17 protein-coding genes are annotated in these 26,467 nt (G+C 64.0%); 10 read left to right on the top strand and 7 right to left on the bottom strand.

What is annotated here, in order from left to right:
- Positions 1-13: 13 nt before the first annotated feature.
- The 5 genes from Q0D44_RS16050 to Q0D44_RS16070 form a co-directional block, all read right to left on the bottom strand.
- Positions 14-304: a hypothetical protein gene (locus Q0D44_RS16050; RefSeq protein ID WP_294137965.1), complete on the bottom strand. Its 291-nt coding sequence runs from the start codon at positions 302-304 to the stop codon at positions 14-16.
- 205 nt (positions 305-509) lie between these two features.
- On the bottom strand, positions 510-827 hold the full coding sequence (locus tag Q0D44_RS16055; RefSeq protein ID WP_294137966.1) for a hypothetical protein: 318 nt from the start codon (positions 825-827) through the stop codon (positions 510-512).
- A gap of 133 nt (positions 828-960) precedes the next feature.
- Positions 961-2,499 carry a glycosyl hydrolase gene (locus tag Q0D44_RS16060; RefSeq protein WP_294137967.1) on the bottom strand — a complete coding sequence of 513 codons (1,539 nt, stop codon included), beginning with the start codon at positions 2,497-2,499 and terminating at the stop codon, positions 961-963.
- A gap of 13 nt (positions 2,500-2,512) precedes the next feature.
- A complete protein-coding gene (locus tag Q0D44_RS16065) occupies positions 2,513-5,182 on the bottom strand; it encodes a glycoside hydrolase family 2 TIM barrel-domain containing protein (protein ID WP_294137993.1) in 2,670 nt (889 codons plus the stop codon).
- 131 nt (positions 5,183-5,313) lie between these two features.
- A complete protein-coding gene (locus Q0D44_RS16070; RefSeq protein ID WP_294137968.1) occupies positions 5,314-7,752 on the bottom strand; it encodes a TonB-dependent receptor in 2,439 nt (812 codons plus the stop codon).
- Between the two features lie 296 nt (positions 7,753-8,048).
- Here Q0D44_RS16070 and Q0D44_RS16075 point away from each other — a divergent pair, with 296 nt between their 5' ends.
- Entirely contained in the window at positions 8,049-11,366 is a 3,318-nt protein-coding gene (locus Q0D44_RS16075; RefSeq protein ID WP_294137969.1) for a glycosyl hydrolase, read from the top strand.
- 8 nt (positions 11,367-11,374) lie between these two features.
- Here the strand turns inward: Q0D44_RS16075 and Q0D44_RS16080 are convergent, their stop codons facing one another.
- Entirely contained in the window at positions 11,375-12,817 is a 1,443-nt protein-coding gene (locus Q0D44_RS16080) for an alginate export family protein (protein WP_294137970.1), read from the bottom strand.
- 64 nt (positions 12,818-12,881) lie between these two features.
- The gene (locus Q0D44_RS16085; RefSeq protein ID WP_294137971.1) at positions 12,882-14,228 is read right to left on the bottom strand and encodes a dicarboxylate/amino acid:cation symporter; all 1,347 of its coding nucleotides are present in this window, start codon (positions 14,226-14,228) and stop codon (positions 12,882-12,884) included.
- A 212-nt stretch (positions 14,229-14,440) separates the two neighbouring features.
- On the opposite strand from Q0D44_RS16085, the gene Q0D44_RS16090 reads away from it, so the two are divergent.
- From Q0D44_RS16090 to Q0D44_RS16130, 9 genes are all read left to right on the top strand, one after another.
- On the top strand, positions 14,441-16,210 hold the full coding sequence (locus Q0D44_RS16090) for an ATP-binding protein (protein WP_294137972.1): 1,770 nt from the start codon (positions 14,441-14,443) through the stop codon (positions 16,208-16,210).
- The gene (locus Q0D44_RS16095) at positions 16,207-17,532 is read left to right on the top strand and encodes a sigma-54 dependent transcriptional regulator (RefSeq protein WP_294137973.1); all 1,326 of its coding nucleotides are present in this window, start codon (positions 16,207-16,209) and stop codon (positions 17,530-17,532) included. Before Q0D44_RS16090 ends, Q0D44_RS16095 begins: the two co-directional genes overlap by 4 nt.
- An 88-nt stretch (positions 17,533-17,620) precedes the next feature.
- A complete protein-coding gene (locus tag Q0D44_RS16100; RefSeq protein WP_294137974.1) occupies positions 17,621-18,757 on the top strand; it encodes a bile acid:sodium symporter family protein in 1,137 nt (378 codons plus the stop codon).
- Entirely contained in the window at positions 18,754-20,085 is a 1,332-nt protein-coding gene (locus tag Q0D44_RS16105) for an AtzE family amidohydrolase (RefSeq protein WP_294137975.1), read from the top strand. The genes Q0D44_RS16100 and Q0D44_RS16105 overlap by 4 nt, the downstream gene beginning before the upstream one ends.
- Positions 20,082-21,443 carry an NCS2 family permease gene (locus tag Q0D44_RS16110; protein WP_294137976.1) on the top strand — a complete coding sequence of 454 codons (1,362 nt, stop codon included), beginning with the start codon at positions 20,082-20,084 and terminating at the stop codon, positions 21,441-21,443. The genes Q0D44_RS16105 and Q0D44_RS16110 overlap by 4 nt, the downstream gene beginning before the upstream one ends.
- Positions 21,440-22,357: a 5'-methylthioadenosine/S-adenosylhomocysteine nucleosidase gene (locus Q0D44_RS16115; RefSeq protein WP_294137977.1), complete on the top strand. Its 918-nt coding sequence runs from the start codon at positions 21,440-21,442 to the stop codon at positions 22,355-22,357. Before Q0D44_RS16110 ends, Q0D44_RS16115 begins: the two co-directional genes overlap by 4 nt.
- Positions 22,358-22,361: 4 nt before the next feature.
- Positions 22,362-23,945, top strand: a complete 1,584-nt coding sequence (locus Q0D44_RS16120; RefSeq protein WP_294137994.1) for a gamma-glutamyltransferase family protein — start codon at positions 22,362-22,364, stop codon at positions 23,943-23,945.
- Positions 23,939-25,174, top strand: coding sequence for an allantoate amidohydrolase (locus Q0D44_RS16125; RefSeq protein WP_294137978.1), 1,236 nt, complete (start codon positions 23,939-23,941; stop codon positions 25,172-25,174). Before Q0D44_RS16120 ends, Q0D44_RS16125 begins: the two co-directional genes overlap by 7 nt.
- Positions 25,161-26,399: an alanine--glyoxylate aminotransferase family protein gene (locus Q0D44_RS16130; RefSeq protein ID WP_294137979.1), complete on the top strand. Its 1,239-nt coding sequence runs from the start codon at positions 25,161-25,163 to the stop codon at positions 26,397-26,399. Before Q0D44_RS16125 ends, Q0D44_RS16130 begins: the two co-directional genes overlap by 14 nt.
- The last annotated feature ends 68 nt before the right edge of the window (positions 26,400-26,467 follow it).

Here is a 26,467-nt window from a genome sequence, read left to right on the forward strand (position 1 = left end):
ATTTTCGGACCGATCAGCCTATCCTGAAATCGCGGAGCATCTGGGCGCACAAGCGGATCTGGTCGGGTTCATACTGCGCCCAGCGCTCATGCAGCATGGCGGCCATCGCCGCGCGCACCTCATCGCAGATCGCAGCGCCAGCCGCGCTCAGCGTCAGTTCGGTCCGCCGCTGGTCCGTCGCGCTCTTGCGCGCAACCAGCAGTTGCGCCTTTTCCAGACGACCAAGCTCGGCCGTCACCAGGCTGCGTCCGATGTTCAACATCGTCGCGATATCCAGCGGGTGCAGGCAGCCATTGGATATCATCAACAATATCCATGTGCCCCGCGGCCCCAGGTCATGACGCCTGTTGATATGATCCGTCAGGGATCGAAACGGTCGGGATGCGAAGGCCATGCCTTCATAGATCATCCCGATCTCGTTCCAGTCCAGTTCTGCGCTTGTCCGACCCTGCGTCATGGCCATGGTCTGGCGCACAGACCCCCCAATCGCAAGGGCCGGACGGCCAGGATCACTTGGTCGCGGGCAGCTTGGCCAGATCGGTCTGGATCGCGGCCAGCGCCTTGTCCGTCACCGTGTCCGGCGCATATTGCTGGACCGACTTGAGCGTCATGCCGCGCGCCATGCCGATATTCTCATTGGCGGTAAAGCCGGGCAGATGCTTGTCGACGACCGCCTTGGCCGCAGGATCGTCGAGCAAGGTGCCGATGTCGGTCGCTTCGACATTATAGGCTGCCGCCGCCGCTGGCGCGGCCGTCTGGGCGTAACTCCCCGTCGCGGAAACCGACGCTGCCATCAGCAGCGCGGAAGCGATGAAAATGCGTTTCATAACAGGCCTTTCAGTGTTTCAGGGTGAGGCTGTTGCCTTCTGCGCGCCAGCCTAATCATCGCCGCCATTACGATCAAGATATTTAATTCAAAAGTTGAACTAATAACCATGTCCACATGTGTCCGGCTCAGTGTCAGCCTTTAAGTTCCAGCAGCGCGACCCCTTCGGGCGGTAGGCGCAACTGGAGCTTGCGGTCCTTGCTCAGCCGCAGCGTTTCAGGCGGCGCGATGTCCGCCCGTTTGCGCAGCAGCGCCAGCTGATCGGGCTTGGGATATTGCGGCGATCCCATTTCGCGCCAGGCGGGCATCGGCGATCCGCGTTCCTGATCGACATAGCGGACAGCGACGTTCTGCCCCGCCCGCGCGCCGATCATGTCGATGATCAGCGTCTTGGCCTCGCCCCGCACTGTTCGGGTATGGCTCAATCCCGGTATGCCCGACGGCTGCGTTGCCTCGGCCAGGTTCCACACCAACGCGGCGATCGTCCCATTGTCCCGGCGCGACGCCAGCGCCGGACCGCTGCTCTCCAGCCGCTGCGTCCCCAATGCGCTCAGCAGCTTGTGGGTATTGAAGGAAGGCTTGGCGATCCCGGCGGAGATCATCCCCCAACCGCTATCGCCTTCCTTCAATATATAGTCGGCAATGCCCAATTCTTCATATTCGCAGCTCATCACCCATGGCGACATGGCCTGGCAATAGGGCAGCGATTCCTTGACGACATGGGCGATCATCGCCGGGCTGTCCGACGACCATTCGGTGATCCACAGCGGCTTGCCCGCAAATGTGCTGGCGTCGATCTGCTCGCGCGCCTGCTTGATGGCGCGGGGGATCACGTCATTCTGCGACGTCCGCGCTGTCCCCTTGCCAAACAGCTTGTCCTGCGAGTCCCCGGCATAGACATGGGTGGTGAAGAAATCGACCGGGGTGTTGGTCTCCGCGCAATAGGCGGCGAAATCGGCGATCCACTCGACCGATGCGGTCGATGGACCACCCACCTGGATCTGCGCGTCCACGGCTTTGATCGCCAGCGCAGTCGCCCGGTAAAATTCGAAATATTGCTGCTTCGTGCCGGTCCAGAACACGCTCAGATTCGGCTCGTTCCACACCTCGAACGGCCATTGCCGCACCTCGGCGATGCCATAGCGCTCGACCAGATGCACGACGAAGGCGGTGATGAACTGCGCCCAGGCCTCGTTCGACTTGGGCGGGGTGATGACCCCGCCGTAAAAGAAGAAACTCGTCGTCCCCGACGCCAGCCCCTTGGGCATGAAGGATAATTCGACAAAGGGCTTCACCTTGCGCGCCAGCAGCCCGTCATAGACCTGGTCGACCCGCTGGAAATTGGGCGTCGGCCGCATCCGGTTGAGGATGGTCGGCGTCATCACCGACATTTCATCCGCGAAGATGCCATGGAAGCGCACCCGCTGCGTCCCGACCTCATCGGTCCAGCGTTTGAGATCGTTGCGCCATGGCTCCCGCAGGGTGATGGCCGCCCGGTCCGATCCGACACATTCCGTCCAGATGTGCGGCAAAGGGCCAGTGGATGTGCGCGTGTCGATCGTGACAGGCACGATCTCCTCATTCGCCCTCGCGGTTCCGGCATAAGCCGCGCCGATCGCCGCCAGTGACCCCGCGCCCAGCAGCGTGCGGCGGCTCATGCCATCCTCGTTCATCCCGTCATTCCTCTTATCTGGGCGTGACCGCAATCGCCGCGACGACCGCACGGCCGCCTTCGCCCGCGAAATCCAGTTTCAGCACGCCGTCGGTCACACGGACATGGAACTGCTTGCGCAGCCCGCGCAGCGCGCCACCGGCTTCCTTGCTGACATCGAACGGGGCCAGCGCCACCTTGCCATTGGCATTCACCCGCATCCTGACCGGCTCGGTCAGCGCGTTGCGCGGCTCGAACGTGTCGAGCGTGACGGTCCAGCGCCCATTGGCCACCGGTATGGCGTAGGAAAAAGCATCGCCTTCCCGCCAATAATCGTAGAGCGCGGGAACAGCCGCCTCCACCGTGCGCGGCGCCATCATCCGCCGGCCGCCAAAGCCGCCCATGTTCAGCACGACGGGGATTCCCCCGGTCACGAAATCGTCGGAGCCATAACGCTGCCCGGCAATGACGCTGCTGCCCAGATCGCCTGAGTTGACGAAAATGCCCCTTGCCGGGTCTGGCCCGTTCCAGTCCGCCTCGTCACTGATCTGCGCGCCGTTAAATTCGGCGGACGCGACGATCCTGTTGTCGCCGGGGCGCAGGATGACATGCGGCCACAGACAGATGCCGTCGGTGCAGAACGCGGTGCCGACCGGGCTGCCGTTCAACGTCAGCTCGGCTTTCGCGGCATTGCTATACGCCTTGACCGTAACATCGCGATAGGCACGCTCGGTATAGCGCTTCTGGGTCAGGTGCAGCGTCGGTTTGGACGACCATTGCGCCTTGAAGAAATAGAAGGCATCCTTGCGCTCCTTCCGGTCCGCCGTCACCAGCCCCTTATTGTTGATGTCGATGGAATCGCCTTCCTTGCGAAGGTCGCTGGCAAAATCGAACATGTTCCAGACCCAGCTGGCAAAGACGAACGGGCGCTGCCTGATCGCGGCCCAATTTTCCTCATGATACCAGCTTTGATACTCCTCCGGGTGCGGGGAGCCGGTGAAGTTGAGATAGCCGTCCGCGACATTGTCCGAATGCTGGCTGGTCGCACCGCCCGCCCCATATTCGGACAGCGATATTGGCAGCTTTGGGTGCTTGGCGTGCAATATGTCCAGCTGCCCGCCCAATTGCTCGCGCGCCTCGCGCGGCTGGGGATAATACCAGCCATAATAGCGATTATAGCCGATCAGGTCCGCCGTCCCCGCCAGCTTTTCGCCCGCCGTCTTGACCGGGCTCAGACCCTCGCAACAGTCGGCGAATATTGTCGGGCGGAACGGATCCTCGGCCTTGGCGATCACATTCAAATGTTGCAGCAGCGCCAGCGGCTTCATCGGCTCCTGGCCGACGCCAAAGCCCTTGGCGGAATCCACTTCATTGCCGATCGACCACATCATGACCGAAGGATGATTATATTTCTGGCGGATCAGCTCGCGCAATTGCTGTTCGGCATTGGCCCATAGTTCGGGCGATCCCTGCCCCCCGGTGACGCTGGGCGATGTGACATAGGGCAGCTCCGCCCACACGACCATGCCCGCGCGATCGGCTTCGTCGCTCCATTCGTCGGCCTGTTGATAATGGGCCTCGCGGATCGTGTTCGCGCCCATGTCGACGGCTATCGCCATGTCCTGCGCATGGTCCGCCCTGGTCAAGGCCCAGCCCACATCGGGCCGGTCCTGGTGCCGGGACACGCCATGCAGCGCTACATGCTTGCCGTTCAGGAAAAAGCCCTTGTCCGGGTTGACACGGAAATCGCGAATGCCCAGCGGCTGGACCACGCTGTCGATAGGCCGTCCCTTGTCGACCAGTTCGGCGCGCACGGAATAGAGATAGGGATCGGCGGTTCCGTTCCACACATGGGGCGATGGCACCACCATGTCGATGGCTTGCTCACTCGCACCCTTGGCGATCCTGACCGGCCTTTCCGAACGGGCGACCGCTTTGCTGTCGGCATCCGCGATCGTCGTCACCAGCGTCAATCGTCGATTGGCAGCGGTCGCACTACGCAATCGCGCCAGCACATGAACCGTCGCCTTGTCCGCAGTGATCGTGCTGGTGCGGGCATAAAGGCCGGGGCCGCCAAAATCGAGCGGATCGAAACTGACATCGGGCAGGGTCAGCAGCGACACCGCGCGATACATGCCGCCATGGACGAAAAAATCTCCGGCCAGCGGCAAAGTCTCCGCCGTGCTGGCCCCCGCCACCGGCTTGCTGTTATCGGCACGGACGGCGATCAGATTGTCGGCACCCGGCTTCCATTCCTGCGTCACATCCAGCCGAAAGCGGGCGAACGCCCCCTTATGCGTGCCGACATGCACGCCATTCACCCAGATGTCGGCAATCTTGCTGACTGCGCCGAAATCCAGATAATAGCGTTGCGGCCCGGTTCCCGCCGACGGCGCGCGCATCGTCAGCCGATACCAGCCAATGCCCTGCCGGTTGTCGGTGCCGGGCGCGCGCTCCGTGCCATAGCTGCCCAGCCGGTTCCAGCTGTGGGGCACCGACACGCTGTCCCAACCGCTATCGTCGAAGCCGGGCGCAGCGGGCGCATCGCCTGTCTCGCCAAACCGGAATCGCCAGCCCGACCCAAGGGTCATCGACTGGCGACCGGCGGTTTCCGTTTGCGCCATATCCGCTGGTGGCAAACCGGCTTGCGCAGCCATCGGTGCAGCCAGAGCCAGCAGGCTCGCCACGGTCAGATACAGCTTCATCGACACCCTCAATCCTGTTGCAGTCCTTGCCTATAATGTGATGCAGGCAAACCGGTTTGCTGTCTTGTCGGACAAACGGCTGCCTGCACCACTATCGCTACTGCGATGCTGTCCGGGTGCGTCAAGGCCGCTTATCGTGACCCGAAGGCAAAGCGCAGATTGACGCCAAACTCCTGCGGCGCCGTCAACGACCCGCCGGTATAGCTGCTGGTGGCCGAAGCACCCGTCGGTCCGGTCAGAACCGGTGCGCCATTGGCAAACTGCCCAGCAAAGCCAAGCTGCTGGTAGGAGGTGAACAACGGGTTGGTCCGCGAAATCACCCGCGTCGTATTCAAGACATTCTTGGCAAAGAAGGACATTTCCCACATCCCGTCATGGCCACGAACCCCGGCATAGAGGTTCAGCAGGCCATAGGAGCTGACATTGTCGAACGGGTTGGTCGGATCGCCCTGTGACTTGCCATTATAGGAAAACAGCCCGCGCACATAGCCATCCGTCGCGCTCGAAACCGGGATGCGATATTCCGACTGGATCGACGCGCTGAACGGCGGCAGGAAGGCCGACCGGTCGTTGGATCGGCAGGTGGACAGATTGTTGGCACCGACCGCGGCCTGCAACGCGGCCAGGCTGGGCGTGCCGGTCGTGACATCGGGAATGCCGTCGCCATTAATGTCGTTGCACGCAACCACGCCATTCTTGATCTTGCCCAGCGAATAGCTGGCCGCGAGGCCTACATTCAGGCGGCTGCCGATCGCGGCCTGAAGATCGGCCTCGATGCCATTGACCTCGACCGGCACGGGGGACACGAAGTTGAACTGGCCTACTTGCTGGCTCAACCCTGTCACCGCGCCCGAAGCGTTGGTCACCGCCACGGTGTTGACATAGAAAATGCCGGTCGGGGACCTGTAGGGGAAATTCTGGAATTTCTGATGATAGGCGGTCAGGTTGAATTGCGCGCGGCCGCCAAACAAATTGCTCTTGAAACCCAGTTCGTAGGATTTGGAGCTTTCAGGCGGCACGGTCACGAAGGATCGTTCCAGCGCCGACGATGCCAGATTGAAATTGCCGATCGCCGTCAGGCCCGGCCGCCAGGAACTGCCGGTGCTGGCATAGACCATGAAGTCGGGCGTGAAATTATGCTTGACCGATGCAGCATAGATCAGCTTGCCTTCGTCCCGGTCCTGCGCATCGACGACCCGGCCGTTGACACTGAAACCGCCGACAAAGCTGTAGTCGATCCGCCGTAACCCGCCTGAAACCTCGGTATTCTTGCCGATATGGGCGGTCAGATTGCCGAAAAAGGACTGTTCATGTTCCTTGGTCGGTCGGACGATCGGAGTGTTGACGATCTGGGCAACGCCGCCACCAAATGCCAGCGGCAGGCGCACCACCGTCGGCGTCGTCAGATTGGTCTGCGAGCTATTCTTGTAATCAAAGGCACCAATGACATAATCGAGGAAGCCGAACAGCCGTTCTTCATTCTGCAAACGGACTTCATGAGATGTCGATTTGGCGCGGGTGTTGGCGACCTGGTCGACGATCCGGCCGGGAAAGAAGATCGCGTCGTCGGCATTATCGCGCGAAAACAGGTTTTGGGTATAATGCTGGCCTTGATAGACCAGGCGTTGCCCCATTTGTGCGGCTTCGGCCTGCCAGTTGTAGATATTGAACCGCTGGCGGACCGGACGGGGCCGTTGCTGCAATGACAGGCGGTCCTCGGCGGTGATCAGGACCGGGCTGGGCGTGGCGGCCGGATTGGCCTCGCTGAACGAAATCGCCTGATCATAGCTGATCGCGTTGCGCTTGATATATTGATATGTGCCTTCAAACCGCAGCCAGTCGAGCGGCGTCGCCAGCGCCGACAGACGCCCGCTGGTCGTGGTTGAACGCGGATCGGGATTGTTGGCGGCGCGCACCCGGTCGCCCTCATTCTCGTCCCACACGCCTGCGGCGCGCAGGCCGAATATGCCCTCGATCACCGGGACATTGACGGCCCCTTTCGCATTCATCGTGCCGATGCAGTTCGCGGTCAGATCGACAAAACCGCCATATTGGAACAGGTCCGGCTTTTTGGAGGTAACCGTGATCGACCCGGACGGCGCGGCGCGTCCGCGCAGCGTCCCCTGCGGACCACGCTGGACCTCGATCTGGCCGATGTCATACATTTGCTGCAAAATGACGCCCGCCGTAATCGGCGCGTCGTTGAAGTAAAATTCGACCGTCGGATTATTGCCGCTGGCATTCAGGTCGAAATTGACCCCGCGCAGCTTCGCGTTCGCGCCGATGCCATTGGCGTTGGAGGACAGTTCCAGGCCGGGGACGAGCGATTGCACATCGCTGAAGCTGCGCAGATTGAGCTTGTCGATCTGTGCCGAGGTCACGGCGTTGACGACGGCAGGAACGTCTTGCAGCCCTTCATCGCGACGACGGGCCTGAACAATGATGTCCGCCATGGATGTCTGGGACGCGCTGCTGCTGTCGTCCGTTGGGACGGTTTGCGCCCATAGTGGCGCACTGATCAGCATCGCACTCAAACTGACGCCGCGACGCAGGACTTGCATGGCTTTCATGGAACAATCCCCTCCGATTTCGACGAGCTATTGCCGCTCGTTTCCTGTGATTTCCTGCATCGACCGACTCAAACAGGCTCTTGTCCCGCCCTCAATCTATGCGACTATATATCGCATAAGTCGTCGCCGTTGCGCTTGTCAAGCGGCCCGGTCCCTGCGGGCGTGACCGGCTTGACCAAAGCCGAAATAACCGCCTATGCGATACATGATCGCATAAATCGCGCATAACGTAGAATATGTCCAACTCACTGTCGGGAATGACGGCGGCGCTATGGAACAAGCCAAGGAGAGGCTGGATGAAGCATCGAACCGGATGGATTGGCGCGCTGGCCATGGCGAGTGCTTCACTCTTGGGGCTGAGCGCCCAGAGCGTCGTCGCCACGCCTTCGGACGACACCTTGCGCACCGGTTTTGAAACCCCGCCGCAGGACGCCAGGCCGCGCCTTTGGTGGCACTGGATGGGTGGCAACATATCCGCCGAAGGGGCCAGACTGGACCTGGAATGGATGCAGCGTATCGGCATTGGCGGGGTCCATGCCTTTTCGGGCGGCAAGCTCCCGACGCCCGCCGTCGTCAAGCCGCCAAAGCCCTTCATGTCCGCCGAGTGGCAAGCCATATTCCGCCAGTCGCTGGGTCAGGCGCATGACGCAGGCTTTGAATTCGGCATCGCCGCCTCGCCCGGCTGGAGCGAGACTGGCGGACCATGGGTCGCACCCGCCGATGGCATGAAGAAATATGTCTGGAGCGAGACGCTGGTAACTGGCGGCCAGCCTTTTACCGGCCAGCTGGCCCTGCCGCCGTCGGCCACCGGGCCGTTTCAGGATGTCGGCAAGGGCGCTGCCGGGCCGCGCAGCTATGGCGACACGGCGGTCATCGCCTTCCCGACACCAGCGTCGGAACGCAATGTGCCGCCGCCGGTCTGGACGCGGATTTCGGCATTGGGCGCCGTTCCGTTACCCACCTCGCCAGCGGGGCTTGACCTGCCGCTCGACGCGGAAAAGGGTGTCACTTTGGTCGCATCCTATGCTCGTCCGGTGCAACTGGGTGCCATCTCGATCGGCATGAAGAATAATGCCCAGGTGATGATTGAGGTCGATCAGGGGGATGGCCAATGGCGCCCCACCGCCCGCGCCCTGATCGAAGCGTCCAATGATCCGTTCATCCATCCAGCGCCGCAGGAAACTGTCGCTTTCTCACCAGTCGTCGCCCGTCAGCTCAGGCTGCGCCTCTTGCCGGTCACATTGCCATCGCGCGCCTCGCTGGACCGGGTCCTGCCCAAGCCCAGGCTGGATGTCGTGTCGGTCACCCGACTGGCGCTGCACAGCGGTGCGCGGATCAACGGCATCGAAGCCAAGGCCGGTTTCCAGTCGACCATATCGCCAGAGGCGGCCTCACCCGCGCCGGTCGCGGCCAAGGACGCCATCCCCCGCAATAGGATCGTCAACCTGACAGATCGGTTGTGGCCCGACGGATCGCTCGACTGGACGCCTCCGCCGGGTAACTGGACCGTCCTGCGAATGGGGTGGTCCCTCACCGGCGCGGCCAATGCGCCCGCCGAACCTGACGCGACCGGGCTGGAGGTCGACAAGCTCGATCCCGCAGCGGTGGCGCGTTATCTCGACCATTATCTGGGGCTTTACGACCGGGCCAGCGGCGGACGGATCGGCGCGGCGGGTATCGGGTCGATGCTGACCGACAGTTGGGAGGCTGGCGTTCAGAACTGGACCCCCAAAATCCTGGCCGAATTTCAGGCGCGCCGCGGCTATGATCCCGTCCCCTTCCTGCCCGTCCTGACGGGCCGGGTGGTCGGCAGCAGCGCGCTGTCGGAAGCCTTCCTGTTCGATTTCCGGCGAACGCTCAAGGATATGGTCGCGGACAATCATCATGCGGTGCTGGCGCGGACGCTTCATGCGCGCGGCATGACCTATTATTCCGAAGCGCAGGGCGATTTCCCCCGCGCCATCGTCGATGGCATAGCGCTCAAGGCGCGGGCCGATATCCCGACCGCCGAATATTGGTATCGCCCCTTCGCCACCGCGCCAGGCCAGCCGCCGCTCGCCGCCGACCTCAAGGAGAGCGCGTCGGTCGCCCATCTCTATGGCAAGAAATTCGCCGCCGCAGAGGCGCTGACTGTGGCGGCCATTCAGGACCCCTGGGCTTTCTCGCCAGCGATGCTGCGCCCGGTCGCCGACCGGATATTCGCCAGCGGCATCAATCGCCTGCTGCTGCATGAATCGCATCACCAACCGCTGGTGGACGCAAAGCCGGGCCTGTCGCTCTTCATCTTCGGCCAGTTCTTCAACCGCAACGACACATGGGCGGAGCAGGCCGGACCATGGGTCACTTACCTGGCCCGCACATCCTATATGCTCCAGCAGGGCCGCCCGATCGCGGATATCGCCTATTTCTATGGCGAGGAACGCAGCCTGACCGAACACTATCTCGATCGGCTGGAAAGCGACATTCCGGCAGGGTTCGACTTCGACTATGTCAATGCCGAAGCGCTGGTGAACCTGCTTTCTGTCCGCGATGGCCGGATCGTCACGCCCAGCGGCATGGACTATCGCCTCCTCTACATTCCCGACCGCATCCAGCGCTTCACTTTGCCCACGCTTAGGAAGATCGAGCAATTGGTGGCGCAAGGCGCGACCGTCGTGGCGCGCCGCCCGATCGGCGGCCTGGGTGTGCTAAGCCCCGACAGCGCGATCGAAAAAATCGCCAATCGCCTATGGGGACCGCGTGACCGCCCGCGATCGGCAAGGCGCGTATATGCCAGCATCGCCGAGGCAACCGCGCAGCAGTCTATCACCCCCGATGTCATGTTCGAGGATGCCGAAGCGGCCAAAGACATGCTCTGGCTCCACCGCAAAGCTGGCGACACCGACCTCTATTTCCTGAGCAATCAGAGCGACAAGCCGGTAAGCCTCTGGGCCAGCGTCCGCGCGGACGGTCGCGCGCCGGAGCTTTGGAACGCCGACACCGGAACGAGCGCACCGGCCAGTTTCCGCCGGGCATCAGGCCGCACCAGCGTGCAGATCAAACTGAACGGCCATGAGTCCGGCTTCCTGGTGTTTCAGCGCCCAACCGCGCAACCTGCATGGACAGCCGCCGAACCGGTCGAAACAATATTGGCGACCATGAATGACAATTGGCAATTGTCTTTCGAACAGGGTCGCGGTGCGCCCGATCAGGCCTATTTCGACCGGCTGATCTCCTGGCCGGACTCAGCCGACCCCGGCATCAAATATTATTCCGGCAGCGCCAGCTACCGCCGTGATTTTGATATGGCGTCCTCCTGGTTGCTGGCTGGGCGACGGGTCACGCTCGATCTGGGCGGGGTGCATGACATTGCGACCGTCATCGTTAACGGCGTCCCATTTGCGCCTTTATGGCATTCCCCTTATCGCATCGACATCGGCAAGGCGCTCAAGCCCGGCAACAACCGGCTGGAAGTCCGTGTCGTCAATCTCTGGCCCAACCGCCTGATCGGCGACAAGCACCCGGGCGCAAAGCCCGTCGCCTTCGCGCCGTCATCCCCCTACAAGCCGGACTCGCCATTATTGCCGTCGGGATTGCTGGGACCGGTCCGCCTGATCGGGGTGGATGACCGGTAGGAGGCGCATCAAAACCGGAAGCTCAGCCAGGTCGCCAGAAAAGCGGAGTTGCGATAGCCAGCGGCCTTTAACACCTCTTGCGCCTGTAAATATTCAGCCCGCGTCGTCAGGGTCAGTCGTGGCGAGATGGAATAGACGATCTGCGCCCGCGCGAGCCGCGCCACCGCTTTGCCCGGCACCCGTTCCGTGCCGACATAGGGCGAATAATTGGCGCGATAGACAGCATCCCGCGCATCGTCGCGCCAACTGAACTGATATTCCAGGCTGGCCCGCACGCCCTTGATCGGCTGAAACGAGATATTGGGCGCGACCGCGATTAGATTGGTGGCGGTCAGGAACAGGCCGTAGCTGAAATAGATATTATTGCCGAACGGCGCATAAGCGTTGCGCAGCGTGCCATTATCATAACCGCCCCCGCCGCTGCCATAATCGACATGGACGCCGATACGCGGCGCGCTCTTGTCCGTGCCCAGACGGACCGTTTGCGCGGCAAAGGCTTGCCAGGCGCGGATCGGACGGTCGTTGAACTGGCCATATTGGTGGACCAGCGTCCAATCGAGCGCGACCGGGCCAACGTCGCCCCAAAGTCGCGCGCCCGCATAATAGCGCACCGCAGGCGATACGACGCCGCCCCAAGTCCCTACGCGATTGCGCCGCCGCCAGAAGAAAGGGTCGAAGTAGAGGCTCGATCCGCCCAGCCAATGGGTCGGCAGCACGAAGCCCGCCGACACGCCGCTGAACCGCCGGTTCTTGTCGGGCACATCGTCGCCCAGACCGCCATTGCCCAGATCGGTCGTTTCGAAATCGAACAGGGTCGCGCGCATCGTAGGGGTCCGCGCCCAGGCGCGGGTGCCATTCAGGACGAAGCGGATGGTGTTATTGTCGCGCTGGGAGATGAGCAGATTGGGACCGTCGGTAAACTCCTGCCGTCCATAACGTATGCCCAGATCGACATCGCCGATGCGTCCCTTGGCCTCGGCAAAATATTGCTGGCGCACGAAGCTGTTGCGCAATGACCCGGACGGGGTGCCGACATTCTTGCCCGATAACTGGCCATGGGCGATTTCGCCATAGAAGCGCAGATGATCGCCGATATGCAGATCCGCGCCGCCCACCAGGCGCACAATGTCCTGCCGCTGTTCCGGGCCTTCGATCAGTTGCGGATTGCTGGTCAGGTTCATGCGCAGTCGCGCTTCACCGCTCAGCGTCAGATAGATGTCGCCATCCTCATCGAGCGGCAGATATTTCAGGCGATCGAGAATGTCGTCGCGCTTGGCCGGGTCGCGATAGGCGCTCCAATCCTCTGCCCAGCGGGAGAGGTTATAGCCCTTCGTCGTCGCACTATCGCCCTGAGCGGCGGCGGGATAGGTTTCGGGCGCGGCGGTCTGGGCGGCTACGGGCATCGCCCAGGCGAGCGTCAACGCGCCGCATAGCAGGCGGGTCATGGACATGATTTTGGAACCAATCTGTCAGCGGAAGGCGGCCGTCAAGCGGCTCAGGCCTCCCTGAAAAACGTCAGGCGGCGGTCAGCACGGCCTGCGGGGACGCTTCGACAACCTCCGGTGCGGGCAACCGCCCGTCGAGCGCGGCGTTGAGCTTCTCACGGTCCAGCCCGCCTTCCCAGCGTGCGACGACGATGGTGGCCACGGCATTGCCGATGAAGTTGGTCAGGCTGCGGCATTCGCTCATGAACCGGTCTACGCCCAGGATCAGCGCCATGCCCGCCAGCGGCACCGTCGGCACGATCGACAATGTGGCGGCCAGCGTGATGAAGCCCGCGCCGGTCACGCCCGCCGCGCCCTTCGACGAGAGCATCGCGACGCCCAGTAGCAGCAATTCCTGCCCCAGCGTCAGTTCGACCCCGGTCGCCTGCGCAATGAACAAGGCCGCCAGCGTCATGTAGATGTTGGTGCCGTCCAGATTGAAGCTGTAGCCGGTGGGGACGACCAGCCCGACGATGGACTTTTCGCAGCCCGCCCGCTCCATTTTTTCAATGAGGTTGGGCAGCGCGGCCTCGGACGATGATGTCCCCAGCACCAGCAGCAATTCGGCCTTGAGGTAACGCAACAGCTTGAAGATGGAAAAGCCGGTCAGCCGCGCGACGCTCCCCAGCACGACGACCACGAACAGCAAGGATGTGAGGTAGAAAGTCGCAACCAGCGCGCCCAGATTTGCTAGGCTGCCCACGCCATATTTGCCGATGGTGAAGGCGATCGCTCCGAAGGCACCGACGGGGGCCGCGCGCATCAGGATCGACACCAGTTTGAAGACGATCAGGCTGAGGCGCTCCATGAAGCGGATCACTGGGGCAGCCGGTTCGCCGACCATGCTGATCGCGATGCCGAACAGGATCGCGATCAGCAGGATCTGGAGGATGTTACCGTCGGTAAAGGCGCTGACCAGCGTGGTAGGGATGACGCCCAGCAGGAAGCCGGTCAGCGTCGATTCATGCGCCTTGGCGGCATAATCGGCAACCGCGCCGCCATCCAGCGTGGCGGGATCGATATTCATGCCCGCGCCCGGCTGGACGACATTGGCGACGATCAGTCCGACCACCAGCGCCAGGGTGGAGAAGGTCAGGAAATAGGCGAAGGCCTTGCCGGCCACCCGGCCGACCGACCCCAATTCCTTCATGCCAGCAATGCCGGTGACGATGGTGAGGAAGATGACCGGAGCGATGATCATCTTGACCAGCTTGATGAAGCCATCGCCCAGCGGCTTCATCGCTTCGCCATAAGCAGGCCAGAAGTGACCGAGCAACGCGCCCAGGATGATCGCGACAATGACCTGGACATAGAGTTGGGACGCGAGACCTTTGCGCACAGGGGGCGGGGAGGCTGGCGGAAAACTCTGTTTGATCATGACGGTTGCTCCATCTCCATAGCCGCCGCTGGCTCAGTCTTTGCGGCAAGGTTATGGTGCGGTGGAATTGGGATGCTGCCAAATATCGGCTGCATTTTATATCAACATTCTGATATAAAATGATAATCGTGCAGGATCATCCCCTTGCACTGCCCGCATCTATGCGGATTTCCACATCGCCATGGCAAGGATTGTGTGATAATCCACACAATATGACCTGCCTTGCTTTCCTGCCCGATTGGACCCGACGCCTCGCGCCGCTACTGCTGGCGATCGCCTTGATCGTCGCTGCGTCGGCCCTGTTTGCCGATCGCTATCATCGCACGCTGCGCGCCCAGACGATCACGACGGAGCGCAACGAGACCACGCAGCAGACCCGCGCCGTGCTGCGCCTGCTGGAATCGGAGTTGCAGAAATTCCGCCTGCTGCCTGTTGTGCTGAGCGAATATCCCGATCTGCGCGCGGCGCTTCGGTCTGGCCGGGTGGACATGGCGCTCAATGACAAGCTGGCCGTGCTGAAGGCCAAGACCGGCGCGGGTGCGATCTTTGCGCTGGATCGGTCGGGCCGGACGATCGCGGCGTCGAACGCGCGCCTGCCCGACAGCTTCGTGGGACAGGATTACAGCTTCCGTCCCTATTATCGCCTCGGCTGGACCAAGGGCGGCGGCGAATATTTCGCGCTCGGCACGGTCAGCCATCGTCCCGGCCTCTATCTGTCCCGCCGGATCGAGAGCGGCGACGGCCCGATCGGCGTGATCGTGGTCAAGGTGGAGTTTGACGCGATCGAGCGGACCTGGCGGGACCAGCGGGCGCTCAGTTTCGTGGCCGACGCCAATGGCGTCCTGCTGCTCAGTAGCGACCCCACGCTGCGTTTTCGCGCTTTGCGGGCGATCGATCCGGCACGCAAGGCGAAGATCAAGCAGGCGCTGCAATTTGGCGGCGCGCCCCTGACACCGCTGGGTATCGCGATCGGTCCCGATGGCCTGACCCGGATGCGCGACGGGTCGCAGGCGATGACGGCTAGCCTGCCCGTGCCGGTGGCAGGCTGGCGGCTTTATCATGTCGAGCTGCTGGACAATGCGTTGCAGGCGACCCGGCAACGCGCCAATATCGCGGTATTTCTGTTCATCATGTTGCTGTCTTTGCTGCTCGCCGGGTTTGCCTGGGCGATAGTGCGCCGCCGCCGGGCGCATGAAGCGCGGGCCATATTGGAGCGGGAGGTGGCGTTGCGCACCGCCGATCTGGCGCGGGAAATGGATGCCCGCGCGACCGCCGACCAGCGCTATCGTCAGGCGCGCGAGGAACTGGCCCATGCCAATCGGCTTGGCACGCTGGGCACGATTTCGGCCGGCGTCGCCCATGAAATCAACCAGCCGGTCGCCACGATCCGCACCTTTGCCGAAAATGCGTCCGCCTTTCTGGACCGCGCGCAGCCGCAGCAGGCCGCCACCAATTTGCGTGAAATCGTGGCGATGACCGACCGGATCGGCAGCATCACCGCGCAATTGCGTCGTTATGCCCGGCGCGGCGTCGGCGATATCGGCCCAGTGTCGCTGGCACAGGCGATGGATGGCGTGCGCCTGCTGGTCGGCGACCAGTTTCGCAGCGCCGGGGTGTCGCTGTCGCTGCCGACGCCCGGTCCTGACCTGAATGTCCGGGCAGGGCGCGTCCGGCTGGAACAGGTGTTGGTCAACCTGCTGACCAACGCGCTGGAGGCGGTGCGCGATCGGCCTGATTCCTGGGTCCGGGTCGATCTGATGCAATCGGACGGGCGCGTCATCCTGGACGTGCGCGACAGCGGCACGGGAATTGATCCCGCCATCGCCGACCAGCTGTTCATGCCCTTTGCCACCACCAAGACGGGCGGCCTCGGCCTCGGTCTCCACATCGCCCGCGACATCATGGTGGAGTTTGGCGGCACGCTCGACCATGTGGCCAGCGACGACCACACCTTGTTCCGCATGACATTGGATGCCCTATGAGTGAGCTGCCCATCCTGCTGGTCGATGATGACGATGCGCTACGGAGTGCCTTGGTCCAGTCCTTCCAACTGGCCGACATGGCGGTCGAGGCTTTTGCCGATGGCGCGTCGGCGCTGGCGCGGATCGACGCCGGATTTGGCGGCGCGATCATATCGGACATTCGGATGCCGCGCATGGATGGGATGGAGTTGTTCAAGCGGGTCGCGGCGATCGATCATGAAATTCCGGTGATCCTGATGACCGGGCATGGCGATGTGCCGATGGCGGTCGCAGCGCTCAAGACCGGGGCGTTCGATTTCATCGCCAAGCCCTTTGCCACCGATCATCTGGTCGCATCAGCCCGGCGGGCGCTGGAGATGCGGCGGCTGGTGCTGGACAATCGCCGCTTGCGCGCGGCTGCCGACGAAAGCGCGGGCGGCGAACCGCTGATCGGCGAAACCCCGGCCATGGTCCGCTTGCGCGAAAATATGCGCCAGGTCGCCGACGCCGATGTCGACATATTGATCGAAGGGGAGACCGGCACCGGCAAGGAACTGGTCGCAACCCTTCTCCACCGCTGGAGCCGCAGGCGCGGTCGACCCTTTGTTGCGATCAACTGCGCCGCGCTGCCCGATGCGATTGCGGAGGTCGATCTGTTCGGACAGGAAAGCGGGCGCGCCGCCCATAACCGCACGACCCAGCCGGGCAGGATAGCCCGCGCCAACAAGGGGTCGCTCTTTCTGGACGAGATAGAGAGTAGTACGACCTGGTTGCAGGGCGCGCTGCTGCGCGTGCTGGAGGAACGGGAAATATTGCCGGTCGGGGCGGAGCAGCCGCAGGCGGTGGACCTGCGCGTGATCGCGGCGACCAAGCCGGGGATCGAGGCCAGCGTCACCGCAGGCCGGTTTCGTGCGGACCTTCTCTATCGGCTCGACATGGTGCGGCTGCGCATTCCGCCGTTGCGTGAACGACGCGCCGACATTCCATTACTGTTCGGTTATCTGTTGCATCAGGCGGCCGACCAGATGAAGCGTGACGTTCCCCGCATCGGCCCGGACATTCAGGCCTATCTGGCGGACCATGACTGGCCGGGCAATGTGCGCGAACTCACCAATTTCGCCAAGCGGACCGTGTTGGGAATGCAGGCGGATGGCGCGGGGGAGGGGGGTGCGCTCTCCCTTACCCAGCAGGTCGAACGTTTCGAGGCGGGCGTGATCCGGCAGGTGTTGGAGCGGGTCGGGGGCGACGCGCGGTCGGCCATGGCCGAACTGCATCTGCCGCGCAAAACCTTCTACGACAAACTCAACCGCCACGGGATAGAGATTGACCGATACCGGCGATGAGCTGTTCACAGGGGTAAGCGCTTTTTTGCAACGATCCGTGCAAGTCATTCTATTGGATCGGTAGGGCAGGATCGGCCTAAAGGGGGCCATGGTCCGCGTTTCCAAGCCTTCCTTTCTGCCCGACCCGTTTCTGCTCTGCCTGATTGCGACGGTGGCAGCCGCGTCGTTCGTTCCGGTGCGCGGCGCGGCGATCCCTTGGGTCGAGGCGGTGACGGACTTCGCGATTGCGTTGCTTTTTTTCCTGCACGGGGCAAAATTGTCGCGCGACGCGGTGCTTGCGGGGGCGGGCAACTGGCGGCTGCACCTCTACGTGCTGGCCTCGACCTATATTCTTTTTCCCGTCATCGGCCTCAGCCTCGTCGCCCTGTTGCGCGGCCATGGCGATGGACTGCTGCTGACCGGCCTGCTCTATCTCAGCCTGCTGCCATCGACGGTCCAGTCCTCGATCGCCTTTACTGCGATTGCTGGGGGCAATGTCGCGGCGGCGGTGTGCAGCGCATCCCTGTCCAACATCGTCGGCATCATCCTGACGCCGCTTCTGGTCGGGTTGTTCATGGCGGTGGATGGCGGGGGTAGCGGCTTTCCCTGGCACTCGGTGCAGGCGATCGCGCTGCAACTGCTCGTTCCCTTCCTTGCCGGGCATCTGCTGCGGCCATGGATCGGCGCGTTCATCGACCGCCACAAGACGATATTGATGCCGGTCGATCGCGGGTCGATCCTGCTGGTCGTCTATACAGCGTTCAGCGCGGCGGTGGTGGGAGGCATCTGGTCGCAGGTGGGGATTGCCGACCTGTTGCTCCTGCTGCTGCTCAGCCTGGTGATGCTGATCATCGTGATGGGCGCGAATCTGGGCCTTGCGCGCCTCGTCGGCCTGCCGCGTGCGGACATGATCGTTCTGCTGTTCTGCGGGTCGAAGAAGAGCTTGGTGTCGGGCGTGCCGATGGCGGGCGCTTTGTTCCCGGCGGCGCAGGTCGGCGTCATCATCCTGCCGCTGATGATCTTCCACCAGATCCAGCTGTTCCTGTGCGCCGCGCTGGCGAGCCGCTTCGCGCGACGAGGCGCAACGCCCCAGCGCCCGCCACTGCCACGCACCGTGGCGGAGATTGAAGGCGCAGCGCAGCGGCTGGGTCTGACCATAGTCGAACCCTGCATGGCGGGCGTCACCGCCAATCTGGCACTGCTGGATCGCCATGCCGACACGCTGTTTGCAACGGAAAAATCGTGAAACAGGCCGTCGAGATCGCCGCCGCTGTCCGGTCGGGGCAGACCAGCGCCATGGCCGTGCTGGAGCAATGCCTTGCCGGATTGGCGGCAGACGGCGGGCGACTGGTCGCGGTAACGCGCATCCTGGCCGACCGCGCCCGGTCGGAGGCCGCAGCCGTCGATGCCACTATCGCTGCGGGGCGTGATCCGGGGCCGCTGGCGGGCGTGCCTTATGGCGTCAAGGATCTGTTCGATGTGCGCGCGTTGCCGACCACCGCAGGGTCCAGCCTCTATGCCGATGCGCCGCCCGCGCAGGCCGATGCGGACGCCATCAGCCGCCTGCACGTCGCAGGCGCGGTGCTGGTCGCGACGCTCAATATGGACGAATTCGCTTATGGCTTCGCCACCATCAACGCCCGGCACGGCACGACGCGCAATCCCCATGATCTTGATCGGCTGGCAGGCGGATCGTCCGGCGGATCTGCGGCTGTGGTTGCGGCGGGGTTGCTGCCTTTCTCGCTAGGGTCCGACACTAACGGATCGATCCGCGTTCCTGCCAGCCTGACCGGCATTTACGGTATCAAGCCCAGCCATGGCGCGCTGCCCATGGGCGGAGTGTTTCCCTTTGCCGACAGTTTCGACGATATTGGCCCCTTCACCCTGTCGGTGGCGGACATGCAATGTATCTGGGATGCGCTGGCGGGAAGTCACACCGCCGCCAGCGATCCGATCCGCATCGCTCGATTGGGCGGGCGCTTCCGCGACAATGTCGACCCCGACCAGATCGCCGCGATGGATGCGATCGCGCCCGACGCGCCACTGATCGAACTGCCCGATATCGCGCGGGCGCGCTCTGCCGCCTTCCTGATCACCGCCGCAGAAGGGGGCAGGTTGCATCGCGAGGCTCTGGGCCGCGACGCGATGTCGTTCGATCCGGCGACCCGCGACCGGCTGATTGCAGGCGCACTGCTCCCCGACGCGCTCTACGACGCGGCGCAGGCGTTTCGCGCGGACTATAAGCAACGCATCGTCGCCATCATGGACGATTACGACCTGTTGCTGGCCCCCGCAACGCCCTGTGTCGCGCCGCTGATCGCCGATCCGCGCATTATGATCGACGGTGCGCTGTCGCCCGCCCGCGCGGATCTGGGCATTCATAGCCAGCCGATCAGCTTTACCGGCCTGCCCTCGCTCAGCGTGCCGCTGCGCCGACCGGGCCGCTTGCCGCTGGGGCTGCAACTGATTGGCAGGCCGGGGGGCGAAGCGACATTATTCCGCTTCGCCGCAACACTGGAATATAAGGGGCTGACCGGCGTAACATCGCCCGTCAAACAGGGGGACGCACTATGACGGATGTGGCGGTAAAGCCGGGGCCGGGGAACGGGACGGGGCGGCTCGAACGCTATTTCAGCCTGTCGGAACGGGCCACGTCGGCGCAGACGGAGGTGCTGGCCGGCTTCACCACCTTCCTGACCATGGCCTATATCGTGCTGGTCAATCCCGCGATCCTGGGACAGGCGGGGATGCCGATCGCGGCGGTCGCGGCGGCGACCTGTTTTGCCGCGGCCTTTGGCTCGATCCTGATGGGGCTGGTCGCCAATACCCCGCTGGCGCTGGCACCGGGCATGGGCCTCAACGCCTATTTCAGCTTCACCGTGGTCCAGCAGATGGGCGTCCCCTGGCCGGTCGCGCTGGGATGCGTGTTCATTTCCGGCATCGCCTTCCTGATCCTGACGCTGACCGGCGTGCGCCAGATGATCGTTGCAGCCATTCCGATGCATCTGTTCGCGGCGGTGGCGGGCGGCATCGGCCTGTTCATCGGCTTTATCGGCCTGAAGAACGCAGGCATCGTCGTCGCCAATCCGGCGACCTTCGTGGCACTGGGCGACTTGAAGGCACCCGGCGCAGCGCTCGCCTTGTTCGGCCTGCTGGTCATCGGCGTGCTGAGCGTGTGGAATGTGCGCGGCGCGATGCTGATCGGCATCGTCGCGACCACTTTGGTGGGATGGCTGTGCGGCCAGGTGGTGATCAACCCGGAACCCTACAGCCTCGACGCGCTGACCGGCACCGCCTTCAAACTCGACCTGTCGGGCGTGTTCGGCCTGACCGGCAGCCATGGCCTCGGCCTTCTCGAAATCCTCTTCGTCTTTCTCTTCGTCGACCTGTTCGACAATATCGGCACGCTGGTCGCGGTCACCAAGCGGGCGGGGCTGATGGACAAGGCGGGGCGCATCCCCGGTCTCAACCGCATCCTCATCACTGACGCGGCCGCCACGATCGTCGGGTCGGTGGCGGGCACCAGCACCGTCACCTCCTATGTCGAAAGCGCGGCGGGCGTGCAGGCGGGCGGGCGCACCGGGCTGACGGCGGTTGTCACCGGCATATTGTTCCTGGCGACCATGTTCGTTGCCCCCTATGCGCAAATCGTCCCGCTGGCCGCCACCGCGCCCGCGCTCATCATCGTGGGCGGGCTGATGCTGCTGCCGCTGACCGAAATAGAGTGGGAGGACCCGCTCTCGGCGATCCCCGCCTTCCTCACCGTGGCGATGATTCCGCTCACTTTCTCGATCGCAAACGGGCTGGCCTTCGGCATCACCGCCCACGCCATATTGAAGCTGCTGCGCGGTACCGCGACCAAAGCCGACTGGTTCCTGTTCCTGCTGGCCGCCCTGTTCGTCGTCCGCTTCATCTGGATGAGCGCGGCATGATGCGCGCGCTCTGCATAGCCCTGTGCGCGCTGCTGCTGCCGGTTCCGGCGCAGGCGAAGCCGCTCGACCGGACGCCGCGCACGGTGGTCATGACCGCCTTCGCGCCCGAATGGGATGCGCTGGCCCATACGGTCGTCAAGCCCCGGACCTATAAGGTCAACGGCCTCACCTTCCTGACCGGCACCATGGCGGGCAAGCCCGTGTTGCTGATGCAGAGCGGCGTCAGCATGGTCAACGCGGCGATGAATACCCAATTGGTTCTGGATCGCTTCACGGTAAAGCGCATCGTCTTTTCCGGCATTGCGGGCGGCGTCGATCCCGCTTTGTCGATCGGCGACGTCATCGTGGCGGAGGATTGGGCGCAATATCTGGAAGTGTCCTTCGCGCGTCAGACGCCGCAGGGCTGGGTCGTCCCCGAACCCGTCGATGCCGACGCGCCGCCGCCATTCGGCATGATGTTCCCGCGCGGGGTGAGGTTGGGTAATGCGACGGAAACGCCGCGCCGCCAGTATCGGCAGGCGGTCGATCCTGCGCTGCTGGCGCTCGCCCGGAAAATCGCGCCTGGCCTGACCCTGCGCCGCTGTGTGGAGGGACAGGCGACCGCGACAAACTGCCTGACCCATGAGCCAAAATTCGTGGTGGGCGGCACTGGCGTCAGCGCCGGTGTCTATGCCGACAATGCCGAATTTCGCGACTATCTGGCCAAGGCATGGCGCGCGCGCGTCCTCGACATGGAAAGCGCCGCAGTGGTGCAGGTCGCCTATGCCAATCAGGTGCCTGCCATCGTGTTCCGCAGCCTGTCTGACCTCGCCGGAGGCGACGCGGGCGCGAACCAGATGACCACGTTCATGGCGCTGGCCTCGGTCAACAGCGCTGATGTCGTGCGCGCCTTCGTCGCCGCGCTGCCGGACTAGGATGATGGCGCTTTCCACCATCAGCGGCACGAACGGCATGGTCACCGCGCCCCATTTTCTGGCGGCGCAGGCGGGTTGCGACGTGTTGAAGGACGGCGGCAACGCGGTCGAGGCTGCCGTCGCCGTCGCCGCCACGCTGGCCGTCGTCTATCCGCATATGACCGGCATTGGCGGTGACAGTTTCTGGCTGGTCGCAGAGCCGGATGGCGCGATCCATAGCGTGCATGGCTGCGGCGGCGCGGCAGCTAAAGCAGACCTTGCCCTCTATGCCGGGCTGGACGCGGTGCCGACACGGGGACCACTTGCCGCCAACACGGTGGCAGGCACCCTGTCGGGCTGGACGGCGATATTGGAAAGCGGCGGCGGCAATCTGCCTTTGTCCCGCCTGTTGTGCGACGCCATCCACCATGCCGAAACTGGCGTGGCCGTGACCAGCGGCGGCGCGGCTATCTCGGTGGCCAAGGGCGGCGAACTGCGCGTCCAGCCCGGCGCCTATGCCGCGATCTTCGAGCCGGAAGGCCGCTCCTTGCGAGAAGGTGATGTGCTGCGCCAGCCCGCGCTCGCCGCGACGCTGCGGATGATTGCTGATAATGGCGCCGCCGATTTCTATACCGGCGCGCTGGCCGATCTGGTCGCGCAGGATCTGGCGGAACTGGGCAGCCCGGTCAGCCGCGATGATCTCGCCGCGCATCGGGCCACCCGCCCCGTGCCGCTCACGACCCGCATCACCGGCATCGATCTCTATAACAGCGCGCCGCCGACGCAGGGCTTGGCGTCCCTCATGATCCTCGCTTTGTTCGACCGGCTGCGCGCGACCCAGGTGGACGGTTTCGACCATGTCCATGGTCTCGTCGAGGCGACCAAGCAGGCTTTCCTGCTGCGCGACACCCATGTCGGCGATCCCGCCTTCCATGATTTCGATTATCAGGGATTGCTGGGCGATCCTGCCGCGCTGGATGCCATCGCCGCGTCCATCGACCCCTCCCGCGCCATGCCCTGGCCCCGCCCGTCGGCGCAGGGCGACACCTGCTGGTTCGCTGCCGCTGACCGGGAGGGCAGGGTGGTGAGCGCCATCCAGTCCACTTATCATGAATTCGGATCGGGGCTTGTCCTGCCACGGACCGGCATCACCTGGCAGAATAGGGGCAGCAGCTTCCGGCTGGCAGCGGACGGCTGGAACGCGCTCAAACCGGGTCGCAAACCCTTCCACACGCTCAACCCCGCGCTCGCCCGCTTCGATGACGGGCGGCTCATGGCCTATGGCACGATGGGGGGCGAAGGCCAGCCACAAACCCAGGCCGCGCTCTTCACCCGCTATGCCCGGTTCGGCGTCGATCTCCAGCAGGCAATCAGCGCGCCGCGATGGCTGTTGGGGCGAACCTGGGGCGAGGACAGCACGACATTGAAGCTGGAGGACGGGTTTGACGATGCGCTCTATGCAGAGCTTGCAGCGGCGGGCCATTATGTCGAGCGGGTCGGGCCACTGACCGCGATGATGGGTCATGCCGGTGCCATCGTCCGCCACGCCGACGGTCGCCTGGACGGCGCAACCGATCCGCGCAGCGACGGGCAGGTGGCGACATGGTGAGCGGCGGCGCAAGAGCGGTCGCGCGCTGCGACGCGCTGGGTGTCGCGCCCTATAGCGATATGGAGGGCGGCCTCTATCGCGGCTATCTGACCCCGGCCTACACCGCCGCGCAGGATGCACTCTCCGAATGGATGGCGCAGGCAGGCATGACCGTGCGCCGCGATGCCGCCGCCAACCTGATCGGTCGCTATGAAGGCGACTTGCCCGGCGCCCCCGCTTTGCTGATCGGCAGCCATCTCGACAGCGTGCGCGATGGCGGGCGCTATGACGGGCCGCTGGGCATCATGCTGGGCGTGGAGGCTGTGGGGGCGCTGAACGGGACGGGTCGTCGCCTGCCTTTCCCGATCGAAATCATTGCCTTCGGGGACGAGGAAGGATCGCGCTTTCCCGCCGCCATGCTGACCAGCCGCGCGGTTGCCGGGACGCTGGACCCCGCAGCACTCCACATTGCCGACGCCGATGGCGTGCCGCTGGCGCAGGCGGGCGTCACCCTGTCTGACTATCTGTCCGCCGCCCGTGCGCCCGGCACGACGCTTGCCTATCTCGAAGCGCATATCGAACAAGGACCAGTGCTGGAGGCAGAGGGGCTGGCCGTCGGCACCGTCACCGGCATCGCGGCCCAACTGCGCTATCAGGTCGTCGTCAAGGGCATGGCCGGTCATGCAGGCACCAGTTCGATGCCGCTGCGCCGCGACGCGCTGGCAGGCGCGGCCGAGATGATCCTGGCGATCGAAACGATAGCCCGCGCCGATGCTTCCGATCTGGTCGCGACGGTCGGACGGATCGAGGCGCTGCCGGGCGCGCCCAATGTCATTGCGGGCGAAGTCCGTTTCACCATCGACATCCGCGCAGGTGACGCAGCGCGCCGCGACCGGGCAGCGGAAGCGATACTGGACGCGCTGGCCGCTATCGCCGATCGCCGCAACCTGGACTTCGCGATCCAGCGCGTCCACGACCTCCCCGCCAGCCCGTGCGACGCGGCGCTGATGGACCTGATGGACGCCGCCATCGCCGACGCCGGCCATCCCGTCCGTCGCCTCGTATCAGGTGCGGGGCATGACGCGATGGTGATGGCCGCGCTCTGCCCCACCGCCATGCTCTTCATCCGTTGCAGGCAGGGCATCAGCCATAATCCCGCCGAACATGTCGACCCCGCCGATGCCGATGTGGCATTGCAGGTCATGCTTGGCTTTATCGACCGATTGGGAGCAACCTTTGACCCCGCTTGACCCCCTGCTTTTTGGCGAAATCGACCCGCCACAGCGTTTGTTGATGGGACCGGGACCGGTCAACGCCCATCCCCGCGTGCTGCGCGCCATGTCGGCGGATCTGCTGGGGCAGTTCGACCCCGAAATGACCGGCTATATGAACCAGGTCATGGCGCTCTATCGCCCGATTTTCGGCACGCAAAACCAGCAAACGATGCTGATCGACGGGACCGCGCGCGCCGGGATAGAGGCGGCTTTGGTCTCGCTGGTCGCGCCGGGCGACACGGTGCTGGTGATCAATTTCGGGCGTTTCGGGCTGCTGCTGGGCGAAATCCTCACCCGTATCGGCGCGGTGATCGAAACCGTTGACGCGCCCTGGGGCGAAGTGGTGCCGATGGATGCGATTGCCGCTGCCATCATACGCACTGGTCCCAAAATCGTCGCTTGCGTCCATGGCGATACGTCCACGACCATGGCCCAGCCGCTCGACGGCCTAGGCGATCTGTGCCGCGCGGCAGGCGCGCTCAGCTATGTCGATGCGACCGCGACCATCGGCGGCATGGAAATCGCTGTCGATCGCTGGGGCATCGACGTCGTCACCGGTGGTCTGCAAAAATGCCTGGGCGGCCCCTCCGGCTCCGCGCCGATCACCATCTCCGATAGGGCCGCCGACCACATCTTCGCCCGCCGCCATACCGAAGCGGGCATCCGCAGCGCCGACAGTATCGACGGCGCGGGGCCGCGGATCGGCTCCAACTATTTCGACCTCGCCATGATCATGGACTATTGGTCGGACAAACGTTTGAACCACCACACCGAAGCGACCTCCATGCTCTACGCCGCGCGGGAATGTGCGCGGGTGATGCTGGGGGAGGGGCTGGAGGCGCGCTATGCCCGCCACGCCGCCGCTGGCCGGGCGATGAGCGCGGGGCTGCGCGCCATGGGTCTCACCCTCTTTGGCGACGACGCCCATCGCATGACCAATGTGACCGGCGTGTTCATCCCCGACGGCGTCGATAATGACCGCGTCCGCGCCGCCATGCGCGATCATTTCGAGATTGAGATCGGCACCGCTTTCGGGCCGTTGCAGGGCCGCATTTGGCGCATCGGCGCGATGGGCTATAATGCTATGAAGCATAAGGTCTTGATAACGCTTGGCGCTCTGGAAGCCTGCCTGCTGCGCGAAGGCTTCGCCCTGCCGCCCGGCGCGGCGATCCCGGCGGCGCTGAAGGCGTGGGACGCATGACGCTACCACCCACCCCCGTTCGCCCTGAGCTTGTCGAAGGGCACCACCGAGCGAAGCGAGGTGCCTTC

The organism is Sphingobium sp., assembly GCA_023266575.1.
Taxonomy (GTDB): Bacteria; Pseudomonadota; Alphaproteobacteria; order Sphingomonadales; family Sphingomonadaceae; genus Sphingobium.